The organism is Simplicispira piscis, from assembly GCF_054783455.1.
In genome coordinates this window covers 41,158-55,506 of record NZ_BAAGQN010000027.1, presented here as the reverse complement: position 1 = coordinate 55,506, position 14,349 = coordinate 41,158, and the positions used below count along the sequence as shown (strand labels likewise).

The 14,349-nt window shown below is 59.1% G+C and carries 13 protein-coding genes and 1 tRNA gene; 12 read left to right on the top strand and 2 right to left on the bottom strand.

Annotation, left to right across the window (positions count from 1 at the left end):
• The first annotated feature begins 257 nt into the window (after positions 1–257).
• From aceA to ACYVOC_RS17020, 12 genes are all read left to right on the top strand, one after another.
• Positions 258–1,589 (top strand): isocitrate lyase, encoded by a 1,332-nt coding sequence (gene aceA / locus ACYVOC_RS17075; RefSeq protein ID WP_116003282.1) that lies wholly within the window; start codon positions 258–260, stop codon positions 1,587–1,589.
• Between the two features lie 179 nt (positions 1,590–1,768).
• Positions 1,769–2,125, top strand: a complete 357-nt coding sequence (locus ACYVOC_RS17070) for a hypothetical protein (RefSeq protein WP_461162566.1) — start codon at positions 1,769–1,771, stop codon at positions 2,123–2,125.
• 319 nt (positions 2,126–2,444) lie between these two features.
• Positions 2,445–4,364 carry a threonine--tRNA ligase gene (gene thrS, locus ACYVOC_RS17065; RefSeq protein WP_461162565.1) on the top strand — a complete coding sequence of 640 codons (1,920 nt, stop codon included), beginning with the start codon at positions 2,445–2,447 and terminating at the stop codon, positions 4,362–4,364.
• 77 nt (positions 4,365–4,441) lie between these two features.
• A complete protein-coding gene (gene infC, locus ACYVOC_RS17060) occupies positions 4,442–5,053 on the top strand; it encodes a translation initiation factor IF-3 (protein WP_116003284.1) in 612 nt (203 codons plus the stop codon).
• 187 nt (positions 5,054–5,240) lie between these two features.
• Positions 5,241–5,444: a 50S ribosomal protein L35 gene (gene rpmI, locus ACYVOC_RS17055; RefSeq protein WP_116003285.1), complete on the top strand. Its 204-nt coding sequence runs from the start codon at positions 5,241–5,243 to the stop codon at positions 5,442–5,444.
• A 26-nt stretch (positions 5,445–5,470) separates the two neighbouring features.
• Entirely contained in the window at positions 5,471–5,830 is a 360-nt protein-coding gene (gene rplT, locus ACYVOC_RS17050; protein ID WP_106447603.1) for a 50S ribosomal protein L20, read from the top strand.
• A 101-nt stretch (positions 5,831–5,931) separates the two neighbouring features.
• The gene (gene pheS, locus ACYVOC_RS17045; RefSeq protein ID WP_461162564.1) at positions 5,932–6,984 is read left to right on the top strand and encodes a phenylalanine--tRNA ligase subunit alpha; all 1,053 of its coding nucleotides are present in this window, start codon (positions 5,932–5,934) and stop codon (positions 6,982–6,984) included.
• A gap of 121 nt (positions 6,985–7,105) precedes the next feature.
• Positions 7,106–9,553 carry a phenylalanine--tRNA ligase subunit beta gene (gene pheT / locus ACYVOC_RS17040; protein WP_461162563.1) on the top strand — a complete coding sequence of 816 codons (2,448 nt, stop codon included), beginning with the start codon at positions 7,106–7,108 and terminating at the stop codon, positions 9,551–9,553.
• Between the two features lie 20 nt (positions 9,554–9,573).
• Positions 9,574–9,897: an integration host factor subunit alpha gene (locus ACYVOC_RS17035; protein WP_116003288.1), complete on the top strand. Its 324-nt coding sequence runs from the start codon at positions 9,574–9,576 to the stop codon at positions 9,895–9,897.
• A 113-nt stretch (positions 9,898–10,010) separates the two neighbouring features.
• The gene (locus ACYVOC_RS17030) at positions 10,011–10,418 is read left to right on the top strand and encodes a MerR family transcriptional regulator (RefSeq protein ID WP_461162562.1); all 408 of its coding nucleotides are present in this window, start codon (positions 10,011–10,013) and stop codon (positions 10,416–10,418) included.
• Between the two features lie 26 nt (positions 10,419–10,444).
• Positions 10,445–10,521 (top strand) — tRNA-Pro (locus tag ACYVOC_RS17025).
• Positions 10,522–10,653: 132 nt separating this feature from the next.
• A complete protein-coding gene (locus ACYVOC_RS17020; protein ID WP_461162561.1) occupies positions 10,654–13,347 on the top strand; it encodes a bifunctional acetate--CoA ligase family protein/GNAT family N-acetyltransferase in 2,694 nt (897 codons plus the stop codon).
• Positions 13,348–13,366: 19 nt separating this feature from the next.
• Here ACYVOC_RS17020 and ACYVOC_RS17015 read toward each other — a convergent pair whose 3' ends face one another.
• Both ACYVOC_RS17015 and ACYVOC_RS17010 read right to left on the bottom strand, forming a co-directional pair.
• A complete protein-coding gene (locus ACYVOC_RS17015) occupies positions 13,367–13,657 on the bottom strand; it encodes an antibiotic biosynthesis monooxygenase family protein (protein ID WP_461162560.1) in 291 nt (96 codons plus the stop codon).
• Positions 13,658–13,741: 84 nt separating this feature from the next.
• Positions 13,742–14,221 (bottom strand): hypothetical protein, encoded by a 480-nt coding sequence (locus tag ACYVOC_RS17010; protein WP_116003291.1) that lies wholly within the window; start codon positions 14,219–14,221, stop codon positions 13,742–13,744.
• Between the last annotated feature and the right edge of the window lie 128 nt (positions 14,222–14,349).

The window sequence follows — 14,349 nt, the reverse complement described above, 5'->3', positions numbered from 1 at the left end:
CTATGGAGATTCTGCATCGTGATCTTTTGTTTTTGCTATATGAAATTTCATCCGGTGATCTTGCAAGGTGAATTATCGTTAAGAGAAAAATTATTCCATAATGCGGAATAATTTACCTAAGTTGTTGATTTTATGTGTAAAATTTAAGTCTTCTATAAGACATAAGATATTGCGCAAGTCTTATAGAAGACTTAAAGTAGACCCATGCGCAGCACTTGCTGTACCGATAAATTTCAATCAACCGACGGAGTAATTAAATGCCCCAATCCCTGACCCAACAACTGAGCCGCGAACAGCAAATTGCTGCCCTGGAAAAAGACTGGGCCCAAAACCCCCGTTGGAAGGGCGTCAAGCGCGGTTACACCGCTGCCGACGTTGTGCGCCTGCGCGGTAGCCTGCAGCCCCAGCACACCCTGGCCCAGCGCGGTGCCGAGAAGCTGTGGGAAAAAGTCAATGGTGGTGCCAAGAAAGGTTACGTCAACGCTTTCGGCGCGATCTCTGCCGGCCAAGCCATGCAGCAAGCCAAGGCTGGGTTGGAAGCTGTCTACCTGTCGGGCTGGCAAGTAGCCGCTGACGGCAACACGTCGGAAACCATGTACCCCGACCAGTCCCTGTACGCTTACGACTCGGTGCCCACCATGGTGCGCCGCATCAACAACACTTTCAAGCGTGCGGACGAAATCCAGTGGAGCCGTGGCATCAACCCTGGCGACCAGGAATTCATCGACTACTTCCTGCCCATCGTGGCCGATGCGGAAGCTGGTTTTGGCGGCGTGCTCAATGCCTTTGAGTTGATGAAGAACATGATCGCCGCAGGCGCTGCCGGTGTGCACTTTGAAGACCAGCTGGCTGCCGTGAAGAAGTGTGGCCACATGGGTGGCAAGGTGCTGGTGCCCACGCAGGAAGCCTGCGAGAAACTGATTTCGGCTCGTTTTGCTGCCGACGTGATGGGTGTGCCCACCATCATCCTGGCACGCACCGACGCAGAAGCCGCCAACCTGATCACGTCCGACCACGACGCCAATGACAAGCCTTTCCTGACTGGCGAGCGCACGCAAGAAGGCTTCTACCGTGTCAAAAACGGTCTGGAGCAGTCCATCAGCCGTGGTGTGGCTTACGCCCCCTATGCCGATCTGGTGTGGTGCGAAACCGGCGTGCCTGACATCGGCTTCGCCCGCGAATTCGCCCAAGCCGTGCTGTCTGCCTGCCCTGGCAAGCTGTTGTCGTACAACTGCTCGCCTTCGTTCAACTGGAAGAAGAACCTCAACGATAAGCAGATCGCCTCGTTCCAGGAAGATCTGTCGGCACTGGGTTACAAATTCCAGTTCATTACGCTGGCTGGCATCCACATCAACTGGTTCAACACCTTCCAGTTCGCCCATGCCTATGCACGCGGCGAAGGCATGAAGCACTACACGGAAATGGTGCAAGAGCCCGAATTCGCAGCACGTGAGAAGGGCTACACCTTCGTGTCGCACCAGCAAGAAGTGGGCGCAGGCTACTTCGACGACGTGACTACCGTGATCCAGGGCGGTTCTTCCAGCGTGAAGGCCTTGACTGGTTCCACCGAAGAAGAGCAGTTCCACTGATCTGATGCTTTGGCGTCCATGGGGATGCCAAAGTAGAACTCAGCAAACCACCTGGTGCCTTGGCATCCGGTGGTTTTGCTTTTGGTGCCCTGCTGGTGTCGGCCACGCGCTTGGGATATTGCGATCCTCCATTGCAGTCCTAGAATGGAAAGGCGCGATGTGCTGCAAGCGAGGCCGACATGAAGAAAATTTGGATACTGACGCTTTGGCTGTTGGTGGGCAGTGCCCATGCGTACGATGGCCTGACGAGCGAATTGAGCCATGCCGCAGGTGGTGCGTTGCTGGCCAGTGCGGTGACGCGGTTCTATAGCGAATCCGAGAACCGTGCTTGGATTGGCTTCGCCCTGAGCACCTCTGCCATCGTGCTTGAATCGGCCTACCAGATCTCGCGTGGCGCGAAGCGGTCAAGCCAGTTGCTCGATATTGGTTCCCATGCGGCAGGTGCTGCCTTGGGGGCATGGGTCACCGATAAATATGTCCTCATGCCTGTGATCGGGCGCTCGTATGTGGGATTCATCTATTCCCGTCAGTTTTGACAGGGGGAGGCGACGATTCCTGTGCCGTTCCATGGGCCACGAGCCATGATGCCGACGCATGTTGATTGCTGCCTGATTTCCGGAATTGCCCGTACAGGCTAAAATAACCGCAGTTACTAATGCACAAGGGCGAGAAAGGCATGCTGGTTATGACACCGCGAACTACATCGGAGATGTTTACCGGCCGTTGAGGCTGGCCGTTCGCGCCTGCACAGGATTTGTACCCTCTCCCTGAAAAAGCGCGGACATGTTCCGCGCTTTTTTGTTTCTGCATGAGAAGCGCTGCATTGCACCCACACAAGATTTGACAAGGACTTCCATGATTCACATCACGCTCCCCGATGGCTCACAGCGCGAGTATCCCGGCCCGGTCACGGTGGCCGAGGTCGCCGCTTCCATTGGTGCCGGTCTGGCCAAGGCGGCGCTGGCCGGCAAGATTGGCGATAAGGTGGTCGATACGAGCTATTTGATTGCGCAGGACAGCCCGCTCTCGATCGTGACGGCCAAGGACGCCGATGGGCTGGAGGTCATTCGCCATTCCACGGCCCACCTCTTGGCCTATGCGGTCAAGGAGCTGTTCCCTGAGGCGCAGGTCACGATTGGCCCTGTGATCGAACACGGTTTCTTCTACGACTTTGCCTACAAGCGCCCCTTCACACCCGAAGATTTGGCTGCGATCGAAAAGCGCATGGCTGAACTGGCGGCCAAGGATGAGCCTGTGGTGCGCCGGGTGCTGCCGCGTGATGAAGCCGTACAGTACTTCAAGGACCTGGGCGAGCATTACAAGGCAGAAATTATTGCCAGCATTCCCAGTAATGAAGATGTGAGCCTGTACCGCGAGGGCGCTTTTGAAGACCTGTGTCGCGGCCCCCACGTGCCGAGCACGGGCAAGCTCAAGTTCTTCAAGCTCATGAAGGTGGCTGGTGCCTATTGGCGCGGCGACCACCGCAACGAAATGCTGCAGCGCATCTACGGTACAGCCTGGGCCACCAAGGACGAGCTGCAGCAGTACCTGACCATGCTGGAAGAGGCCGAGAAGCGTGACCACCGCAAGCTGGGCCGTGAACTGGACCTGTTCCACATCGACGAGCATTCGCCCGGTACGGTGTTCTGGCACCCCAAGGGCTGGACGCTGTGGCAGGAGGTGGAGCAGTACATGCGCCGTGTGTACCGCGACAACGGCTACCAGGAAGTCAAGGGGCCACAAATTCTGGACAAGGGCCTGTGGGAGAAGACGGGCCACTGGGACAAGTACCGTGAGAACATGTTCACCACGGAAAGCGAAAAGCGCGATTACGCGCTCAAGCCGATGAACTGTCCGGGCCACATCATCATCTTCAACCAGGGCATCAAAAGCTACCGCGATCTGCCGCTGCGTTTTGGTGAGTTTGGCCAGTGCCATCGCAATGAACCCACGGGCGGTTTGCACGGCATCATGCGGGTGCGTGCCTTCACACAGGACGATGGCCACATTTTTTGCACCGAAGAGCAGATCCAGGGCGAGGTGGTGGCGTTCACCACTTTGCTGCAGAAGGTGTACAAGGATTTTGGCTTTACGGACATCGTCTACAAGCTGTCCACCCGGCCTGAACAGCGCATTGGCTCCGAAGAAAGCTGGGACCGTGCCGAGCAGGCGTTGGCCGAAGGCTTGCGGGCTTCCGGCTGCGCGTTCGAGTACTTGCCGGGTGAAGGCGCCTTCTATGGCCCCAAGATCGAATACACGCTCAAGGACGCATTGGGGCGCCCCTGGCAGTGCGGCACCATCCAGGTGGATCCCAACATGCCCGAGCGACTGGGCGCGGAGTATGTGGGCGAGGATGGCGCGCGCCATCGACCCATCATGCTGCACCGTGCCATCGTCGGCAGTCTGGAGCGGTTCATCGGTATTCTGATCGAGCAGCACGCCGGTGCCTTGCCGGCCTGGCTGGCGCCAGTGCAGGTGGCAGTGCTCAATATCACCGATGCGCAGAGCGATTACTGTCGTGAAATTGCCGAAAAACTGGAAAAAGCACTGTCCCAACACCCTTTGCGTGTGGCGCTGGATCTGCGTAACGAAAAGATTACGTATAAAATACGGGAGCATTCCATGCAAAAGCTGCCTTTTATCCTCGTCGCTGGCGACAAGGAGCGGACAGCTGGTGCCGTCGCAGTACGCGCCCGTGGCAACAAAGACCTCGGCGTGATGCCGGTCGATGCGTTTATTGAACTCATCACCCAGGCGATTGCATCCAAGACCTAATTTTTGGTTGAAATGCGCTCCAGCGTAAGCTGGTTGCGCGCTAGCAGCTACGCTTTTTGTAGCGTTTTGATTTAAGGGTGAAAGCCATAGCTACTGAATTTCGTGATCGTCGCCACCGTGAAGAGCGCAAGCACCGCCTGAACCGTGAAATCATGGCCCCGGAAGTCCGTCTTTCCGGGCCGGAAAACGAGCCTCTCGGTGTGGTTAGCCTCATGGAGGCGCTGCGCATGGCGGGTGAACTGGATGTGGATCTGGTGGAAATCGCCGCTACGGCCAATCCGCCTGTCTGCCGCCTGATGGACTACGGCAAGTTCAAATACATTGAACAAAAGCGTGCAGCGGAAGCCAAGGCCAAGCAGACGGTCATTGAGATCAAGGAAGTCAAGTTCCGTCCCGGTACGGACGATGGCGACTACAACATCAAGTTGCGCAATATTCGCCGTTTTTTGGCGGAAGGCGACAAGTGCAAGATCACGCTGCGTTTCCGCGGTCGCGAGATTACGCACCAGGATCTGGGCTTGGCCCTGCTCAATCGCCTGCGTGATGATCTGGCCGATACCATTCTGGTGGAGCAGTTTCCCCGCCTTGAAGGTCGCCAGATGATCATGATGATTGCACCGGCACGCAAGAAGGCCGCTGCGCCCAAACCTGTTGCCGATGGCGCAGCAGGTGCGGATTCTGCGGATTGAGTCTTTGCCTGCGGGATATTCACAAGATGGGCTGGTTTCATTGGCGACGATGAAACCAGGCATAGGAGGGGCGCTAGCGCCTTTCTGCGGCGGGTTGTAAAGCCCGCCGGTAAAAGTGGCTCGGGGCCAACAAGTTTGCAAATCGTTTTGCAAACGCCTCACGAGCACAAAAAATAGGAGCATTCAAATGCCCAAAATGAAGACCAAGAGCAGCGCTAAAAAGCGCTTTCGCGTTCGTCCAGGTGGTACCGTCAAGCGCGGCCAAGCCTTCAAACGTCACATCCTGACCAAGAAGACCACGAAGAACAAGCGCCACCTGCGTGGCATTGTCGGCGTGCATGATGGCGATATGGGCTCCATCGCAAAGATGTTGCCCTCCGCTGGCCTGTAATCAACTGACGAACAAGGAGTACTCACATGCCTCGCGTTAAACGTGGTGTAACGGCCCATGCCCGTCACAAAAAGGTTCTGGCCCTCGCTAAGGGTTTTCGCGGTCGTCGCGGTAATGTTTTCCGGATCGCCAAACAGGCGGTCATGAAGGCGGGGCAATATGCCTACCGTGACCGCCGTGCCAAGAAGCGCGTGTTCCGCCGCCTCTGGATTGCCCGTATCAACGCTGGTGCGCGTGAACTGGGTCTGACCTACAGCCAGTTCGCCAACGGCCTGAAGAAGGCATCTATCGAGATCGACCGCAAGATGCTGGCCGACCTCGCGGTGCACGACAAGGCTGCCTTCGGCAGCATCGTGGAACAGGTCAAGGCCAAGCTGGCTGCCTGAGTTCACGGTTTGCAACTATCGTTTTGATAGCTGTAAGCGCTTAAACAACAAGGGCTAGGGCTTGAAAAGGCACTAGCCCTTGTTTCTTTTGAAGAACACATATGAACGAGTTGGACTCTCTGGTCGAAAGCGCGCAGCAGTTGTTTGCACAAAGCGCCACGCCCGCTGATCTGGAAAATGCCAAAGCCCAGTTTCTGGGCAAGTCCGGTCGTGTGACCGAACTCATGAAAGGCATGGCACAGCTTTCCGTGGAAGAGAAGAAATCCCGCGGCGCCGCCATCAATGTGACCAAGCAGGCCATTGAGGCCGCGCTCACGGCGCGCCGCCAGGCACTGGCAGATGCCGAGCTGCAGGCGCAGCTCAAGGCCGAGGCGCTGGACGTCACGCTGCCGGGCCGCCAGCGGGGCCAGGGTGGTTTGCACCCCGTGTCCCTGACGCTCGAACGTATCGAGGGTATCTTCGGTTCGATGGGTTTCGACGTGGCCGAGGGCCCCGAGATCGAGACCGACTGGTTCAACTTCACCGCACTGAACACGCCCGAAGACCACCCGGCGCGTTCCATGCACGACACTTTTTACGTCGAGGGCGGATCGCCCGAGGCGCCCCATCTGCTGCGCACGCACACCAGCCCCATGCAGATCCGCCACGCGGTGCAGCATGTCAAGCGCCACCGCGCACTGCTCGACGCCGGCCAGCCCATGCCCGAGATCCGCGTCATCGCGCCGGGCCGCACCTACCGTGTAGACAGCGATGCCACGCATTCGCCCATGTTCCACCAGTGCGAGGGCCTGTGGATCGGCGAGAACGTGAGCTTTAAAGATCTGAAGGTCATCTTTACGGCGTTTTGCCGTACTTTCTTCGAGAGCGATGACCTGGTGCTGCGCTTTCGCCCCAGCTTTTTCCCGTTCACCGAACCGAGTGCCGAGATCGACATCCAGTTCCAGGACGGGCCGCTCGCCGGCCGCTGGCTCGAAGTGGCTGGCTCCGGCCAGGTGCACCCCAACGTGGTGCGCAATATGGGGCTCGATCCCGAGCGCTACATTGGTTTTGCTTTCGGCATGGGGCCAGACCGGCTCACCATGCTGCGCTATGGCGTGAACGATCTGCGCCTGTTCTTCGACGGTGACATCCGTTTTCTGTCGCAGTTCCAGTAATACAAAAAAGTGAGCTGCCAGCGCTTATATTTATTGATTTTCAATTTGTTTTGTTGATCAAACCTATACCTGATAAGCGCAAGCAGCTCATTTTTTAAGAGCACGCCAAAGAAGTCTGACTATGCAATTTCCTGAATCCTGGTTGCGCGAATTCTGCAACCCGCCGCTCACAACCCAAGAACTGGCCGACACCCTGACCATGGCAGGGCTGGAGGTTGAAGAGCTGCAACCCGTGGCGCCGCCGTTCACGAAAATTGTCGTGGGCGAGATCAAGGCTGCCCTGCAGCATCCCAACGCCGACCGCCTGCGCGTGTGCCAGGTGGACGTGGGCCAGGGCGAGCTGCTCAACATCGTCTGCGGCGCGCCCAATGCGCGCGTGGGCATCCGCGTGCCTTGCGCCATGGTGGGCGCCGAGCTGCCGCCCGGCGAGGATGGCAAGCCCTTCCTCATCAAGGTTGGCAAGCTGCGCGGTGTGGAGAGCCAGGGCATGCTGTGCTCGGCGCGCGAGCTCAAGCTCTCCGAAGACCACGGCGGCCTGCTGGAACTGGCACAGGACGCCCCGCTGGGCCAGGACATCCGCGAATACTTGAATCTGGACGACACGCTGTTCACGCTCAAGCTCACTCCCAACCTGGCGCATTGCCTGAGCGTCTATGGCGTGGCGCGTGAAGTGGCTGCCCTGACCGGCGCACCCTTGAAGACGCCCACGTTCCCCGCCGCCGCTGTGGCGCTGGACGACCAGCTGGCCGTAAAAATCAGCGCACCCGACCTGTGCGGGCGCTTCTCCGGTCGCATCGTGCGCAACGTCAACACCCAGGCCAAGACCCCGCAGTGGATGGTGGACCGTCTGGCCCGCTGTGGCCAGCGCAGCGTGACGGCGTTGGTGGACATCTCCAACTACGTGATGTTCGAGCTGGGCCGTCCCTCGCACATCTTCGACCTCGACAAGATCCATGGCGGCCTGGAGGTGCGCTGGGGCCGCACGGGCGAACAGCTCAAGCTGCTCAACGGCAACACGGTTGAGCTCGATGAAAAGGTCGGGGTGATTGCCGACCAAGCCCAGGTTGAATCGCTCGCCGGCATCATGGGCGGTGACGCCACTGCCGTGTCGGATGACACGCGCAATATCTATGTGGAAGCCGCTTTCTGGTGGCCTCGCGCCGTGGCCGGGCGTTCGCGCCGGTTCAATTTTTCGACCGATGCCGGTCACCGTTTCGAGCGTGGTGTTGATCCACAGCTCACCGTGGAACACATCGAGCGCATCACGCAACTCATCCTTGAGATCTGCGGTACACCCGAAACCGTTTGCGGCCCCGTGGTGGACCAGCAGGCAGGGATGCCTGTTCCACAGCCCGTCACGCTGCGCGTAGCGCGCGCTGCCAAGGTGATTGGCATGCCACTCACCCAGGCGCAGTGCGCCGACGCACTCCAGCGCCTGGGATTGTCCGTGTTGCTGGGCGATGCGACGGTCACGGTGGTGCCGCCCTCGTACCGTTTCGACATTGCGATCGAAGAAGACCTGATCGAAGAAGTTGCACGCATGGTGGGCTACAACCAGCTGCCCACCACCCCGCCGCTGGCCCCGATCACCCCCAAGTTGCAGGCTGAAAACCGGCGCGGCCCGTTTGCGGTGCGGCGCCAGCTGGCCGGCTTGGGTTACCAGGAAACCATCAATTTCAGCTTTGTCGAGGAGCGCTGGGAGCATGGGCTGGCAGGCAATCCCAACCCGATCAAGCTGCTCAACCCGATTGCCAGCCAGATGGGTGTCATGCGCTCGACGCTGCTGGGTTCGCTGCTGCAGGTGCTGAAGTTCAATCTCGATCGCCGCACCGAGCGTGTGCGTGTGTTTGAGATGGGCCGCGTGTTTCTGCGTGATTCGTCCGTGGAAAACACCGATACGACGGTGGAGGGGTTCGACCAGCCCATGCGCGTTGCCGGTCTGGCGTGCGGCCCGGCCGATAGGCTGCAGTGGGGGCGCAAGGAGCAGGCGGTCGACTTCTACGACGTCAAGGGCGATATCGAAGCCTTGCTGGCACCCTTGCAGCCGCAGTTTGAAGTGGCCGCACACCCTGCAATGCACCCGGGTCGCTGCGCCCGCGTGCTGCTCGATGGCGAAGCCATCGGCTTTGTCGGCGAGTTGCACCCGCAGTGGCGCCAGTCGTGGGAGCTGGCCCAGGTTCCCGTGCTGTTTGAACTGGACCTGAACGCCGTGCAGGGGCGCGTGGTGCCGCGGTTCAAGCCGGTTTCCAAGCACCAGTCGGTCGAGCGCGACCTGGCGGTGGTGGTCGCCGAGCAGGTGACCCATGCCGATATCATGGCGTCCATTCGGGCGGCATTGCCGGGCACCCTGTTGCGCAATGCCGTGCTTTTCGATGTCTATCGGCCCAAGCCCGCCAAGCATGAAGGCGCTGCCGAAGGAGCCAACAGCCTGACAGCAGGCGAAAAGAGCCTTGCAGTGCGCTTGACGTTGGGCGGGGACGCCAACCTGACGGACGCTGAAATCGATGCAGCCATGCAAGCGGTGTTGGCCCGCCTGGTAGAGCAAGTCGGCGCAAGACTGCGCGTGTAAAACAGGAATGGAGCAGTGACGTGATCGAATTTGCGGTAGAGAGCCTCGAAACGCCGGCCCTGACCAAGGCGCAGCTTGCGGACCTGTTGTTTGACCACATCGGGCTCAATAAGCGCGAGTCCAAGGACATGGTGGATGCCTTCTTTGACCTGATCGCGCAAAGCCTGGTGGAGGGTGAGGACGTCAAACTGTCGGGGTTTGGCAATTTCCAGATTCGTACCAAGGCGCCTCGCCCTGGCCGCAATCCGCGCACGGGGGAAGCCATTCCCATTGGCGCGCGCCGCGTTGTCACCTTCCATGCCAGCAGCAAGCTCAAGGAGCAGATCCAGGGCGCTCCTGAGTGATGGGGGCCGGGCCCCGTTGTTGTGGCTCATTTGCTGCAGCCGGGTGGCGTTTAACGTGCGTCTGCAGTAGGCTTAAGGGTTTTCCGTCGCTGCATTGTTTCTGATCTGAATTCATGGGCACGCTGCTTCCTTCCATTCCGGCCAAGCGCTATTTCACTATTGGTGAAGTGGCCGAGCTTTGCGGCGTCAAACCCCATGTGCTGCGCTATTGGGAGCAGGAATTTACCCAGTTGCGCCCCATGAAACGGCGTGGAAACCGCCGCTACTACCAGCACCACGAGGTGTTGATGATCCGCCGCATCCGGGATTTGCTGTACGACCAGGGGTTCACCATCAGTGGCGCCCGCAACCAACTACAGGATTCACACCATGCGCAGCGACCTGCCCTGGAGATGCAAGCCGATACAGCGTTGCCCATGGACCCGTCACCCGAAGAGGTTTTGACGGGTCGATTGCAGAGCTGGGAAGCTGTTCAGAAAGAGTTGTTTGAAATTCGGGCGCTTCTTTCGTTGGACGCATAATTTTCGGCCTATAATCACAGGCTTGTCGGCGTGTGGCGCAGCCTGGTAGCGCACTTGCATGGGGTGCAAGGGGTCGAAGGTTCGAATCCTTTCACGCCGACCAAATATAAAGAAGACAACGGGTTACAGTAGAAATGCTGTAGCCCGTTTTCATTTCTGCGCAAGTTGCGCCCGTGTCCTGTAGTCTGCAGGGAGCTAGGCCGGATGTGCGTTGATACGGCTGTCGGAGAAAATCATGGAAAAGCATTACCTCACCCCTCTTTTCTCTCCCGAAACTGTTGCTGTCTTTGCCGGAGATTGCGAAGACGACGCCCATTTGACTTCTCAGGCCAAAGCGCTGCATGAAGCGTTGAGAGCGCAGCGTTATACGGGACGTCTGGTCTTTGTGGATCTGCAAAAAACGACGGGCTCCTTGGCCGATCTGGTTCAGACACGCGCCGATTTGGCGGTCATCGCACTGCCTGCGGCCGATGTGGCGGCGGCACTGGAAGTGGCGGGACGCATGGCCTGCCGGGCGGCGATGATTGTTTCGAGTGGCATTGGCCCCGACCTGGCCACACAACTGAAAAAGATTGCCCACCGCGAGGGCATGTACCTCCTGGGGCCCAACAGCCTGGGGCTGCAGCGGCCGGCCTTGCAACTCAATGCCAGTGCTGCGGGGCCGTTGGCCAGAACCGGCTCACTGGCACTGGTGTCGCAATCGGGGGCGCTCACAGCGTCCATCCTGGATTGGGCGCGCAACAATGCCGTGGGGTTTTCTTCCGTGGTGTCGCTGGGACCGAACACCGATATTGATATTGCGCAGGTGCTGGATTTCCTGGCCAATGACCCCCAAACCCACAGCATTGTGGTGTACATGGAGGGCATTACCAGCGCCCGTGCTTTCATGAGCGCTCTGCGGTCGGCAGCCAATGCCAAGCCCGTGGTGGTGCTCAAGGCTGGGCGCAAGCCGGCGGGCAATGAAGCCGCGCAGACCCACAGCGGCACCATCGTGGGCAGTGATGATGTGTTCGATGCCGCCTTGCGGCGGGCGGGTGCTGTGCGGGTGCGGTCCTTCGTGGCGCTGTTTTCTGCGGCCAAGTGCCTGGCATCGCGCTACCGTCCTGTGGGGCGGCGGCTGGCCATCGTCACGAATGGCGGCGGCCCCGGTGTCCTCGCGGCCGACTGGGTGAACGAGATTTTTCTGGATTTGGGCAAGCTCTCGCCAGAATCAGTTGCTGCACTCAAGCCGCAATTGCCAGAACTGGCCTCCTTGTCGGATTTGATTGATGTGTCGGAGGATGCCACTGCCGAGCATTACCGCATCGCCGTTGAAGCCGCTTCCAAAGACCGGCAGATTGACGGTGTGCTGGCCATCCATTCACCCAAGTCCGGTGTGGACCCTTCAGACGTGGCGCGCGTGTTGGCCGAAGTCAAACGCCAGATGACCAAGCCGCTACTGACCTGCTGGATGGGTGACGCCACCGTGGTCCCGGCCCGGGGCATCTTGCTTGAAGCCTCTATTCCGAGTTTTCGTACCCCTGAGGCGGCGGTTGGCGCTTTTGGCAACATCGCCGCCTTCCACCAGAACCAGCAACTGCTGCAGCAAACGCCGCCACCGCTCTCGGCCCTTGCCAAACCGGATATCAAGGGTGCGCGTTTGGTCATCGAGAGTGTGTTGGCCGAGCGCCGCAAGGTGCTCACCGAGATGGAATCCAAGACGCTGCTGGCGGCATTCCACATACCCGTCACCAAAACCATTCTGGCGCGCAGCGCGCACGAAGCCATGATGATCGCCACGCAACTGGGTTTTCCGGTGGCGCTCAAGATCGACTCGCCCGACATCAGTCACAAGTCGGATGTGCAGGGCGTGGCCTTGAACGTAATAGACGGCGCAAGCGCGCGTGATACCTATACCGATATGGTGGCGCGCGTAGCGCGCCTGCAACCCCATGCCCGCATCAATGGCGTCACCGTGCAGAACATGGTGCGCGCACGACGGGGGCGTGAAGTGTGCATTGGGTTGGTGACGGATGATCCTTTTGGTCCAGTCATTACCTTTGGTGCCGGGGGCACGATGATCGAGCTCATCAATGACCGTGCCATGGAACTGCCGCCCCTCAACCAGTTTCTGGCGCGCCGTTTGATCGAGCGTTCGCGCGTTGCCGAAACGCTGGGAGAGTGGCGCGGTGCCACGGCCGCAGACCATGAGGCGCTGGAGCAAATTTTGCTGCGTGTGTCAGAAATGGTGTGCCAGCTGCCTCAGCTGCGCGAGATGGACATCAACCCCATCATCGTGGATGAGTCAGGCGCCGTGGCGGTGGACGCCCGCATTGTGATCGACCATACCCCGCATTCCGGCAATGGCAGTGTCGGCCAGTATGGCCACTTGGCCATCCTGCCGTATCCCGCGCGCTACGAGCAGATCTGGCCGCTGCGCGGCGGTGGTGAATACACGGTGCGCCCTATCCGGCCGGACGATGCACAGATGCTTCAGACGCTGGTACAGAACCTCTCGCCAGAGAGCCGCTATTTCCGCTTCATCTCATCCATGGCGCAGCTCCCGCCGATGATGCTGGCCCGCTTTACCCTGATCGACTACGACCGTGAGATGGCTTTGGTGGCCATCTTCAAGGAACGCAAGGCAGGGCCGGATGGCGAAATCGTCGAAACCGAACGCATTGTTGGCGTGTCACGCTACATCACCAACCCCGATCATTCCAGCTGTGAGTTTGCCTTGGTGGTCGCGGATGATTTCAGTGGCAAAGGCCTGGGCTCACGGCTGATGCTCAGCATCATGGATGTCGCCCGTGACAAGGGGCTTGCTGAAATCGAAGGATTGGTGCTGGCGAACAACCCAGAGATGCTCAAGCTTATGCGCAACCTGGGTTTCTCGATCAAGGCTTATGCCGATGATCCAGAATTCAAGATGGTGACACACACGCTTTAGCAAGGCAGGGTGCGGTTTTTCAGCCAATGATCACATCGTAGAACTGAGGCGTCCGGCGGCCATCAAAAAGGGGTGCAACACGCTCACTGGCTTGGGCATGGGCGGGGGTGCTGTGCATTTTCATGAAAGTTTCATGGCTCTCATGCTCCACGATGGCTGCATAGTTGCCGCCTTTGAGGGGGTTCAAGAGTCGTCGGCTAATGAATCCTTCATGTTTTCCAAACTCATCGTTGGTCTGGATAAACCACTCACGAAACTCGGCATCCTTGCCCGGCTGGATCGGTGGGAAATCAATAATGACAATGAACATGGTGCGTACCTCGGTTTTTGGGATTGACGATTCCAACGAGCGGGGAGCGTAAGTTCCACCGCTCTTTCCAGTTCAACCTGCCCTTCAGTGCGGCACCTTGATCGCCTTCCAGCCTGCATGATCGAAGTGCTTGCCGTATGCATTGGCGGCCTGGGCAACCTTGACGACTCCCGCAGCGCGTTTCTTCTCGCCTTCCTTGCCCTCGGCGGCTTCCACGCCGCTCATCATGTCTGCCACGATGATGTGAAGTTGCTCATCGGCCTTGGGGTCGAGTTTGCAGTTCTCCACGATATAGGTGATTTGCGCTGTGACGTCCTTGCCAAAGGCTTCGTAATCGGCAACCTTTGCCTTGCCTGAATGGGCCGTGGGCAGCGTCTGCGAAACCGTTTGGTGGATGGTCGACATGGCCTGGCGCAGCGCGTCGTCGGTGCCCCACTTCTTGCCCGCATTCAGTTCGAGCTTGTGGGGGGCGGACTTGCCGTGGTCATGGGCGTCGGTAGCGGCCAGCGCGGCCAGGGGGGACGAAAGGGCAACGGCGAGCATCAGGGCGATGGGTGATTTCATGGGGACTCCGTGAGGGTAGATGGAAACTGGGGCCTCGCGATTGCGGGGCCTTGCTGGTTTCAACGAGCCGCCTTCGAAAATGTTCCATTTTCTTTGCATCTTTTTTCTCTGTATGGCTGCCGCGGGCT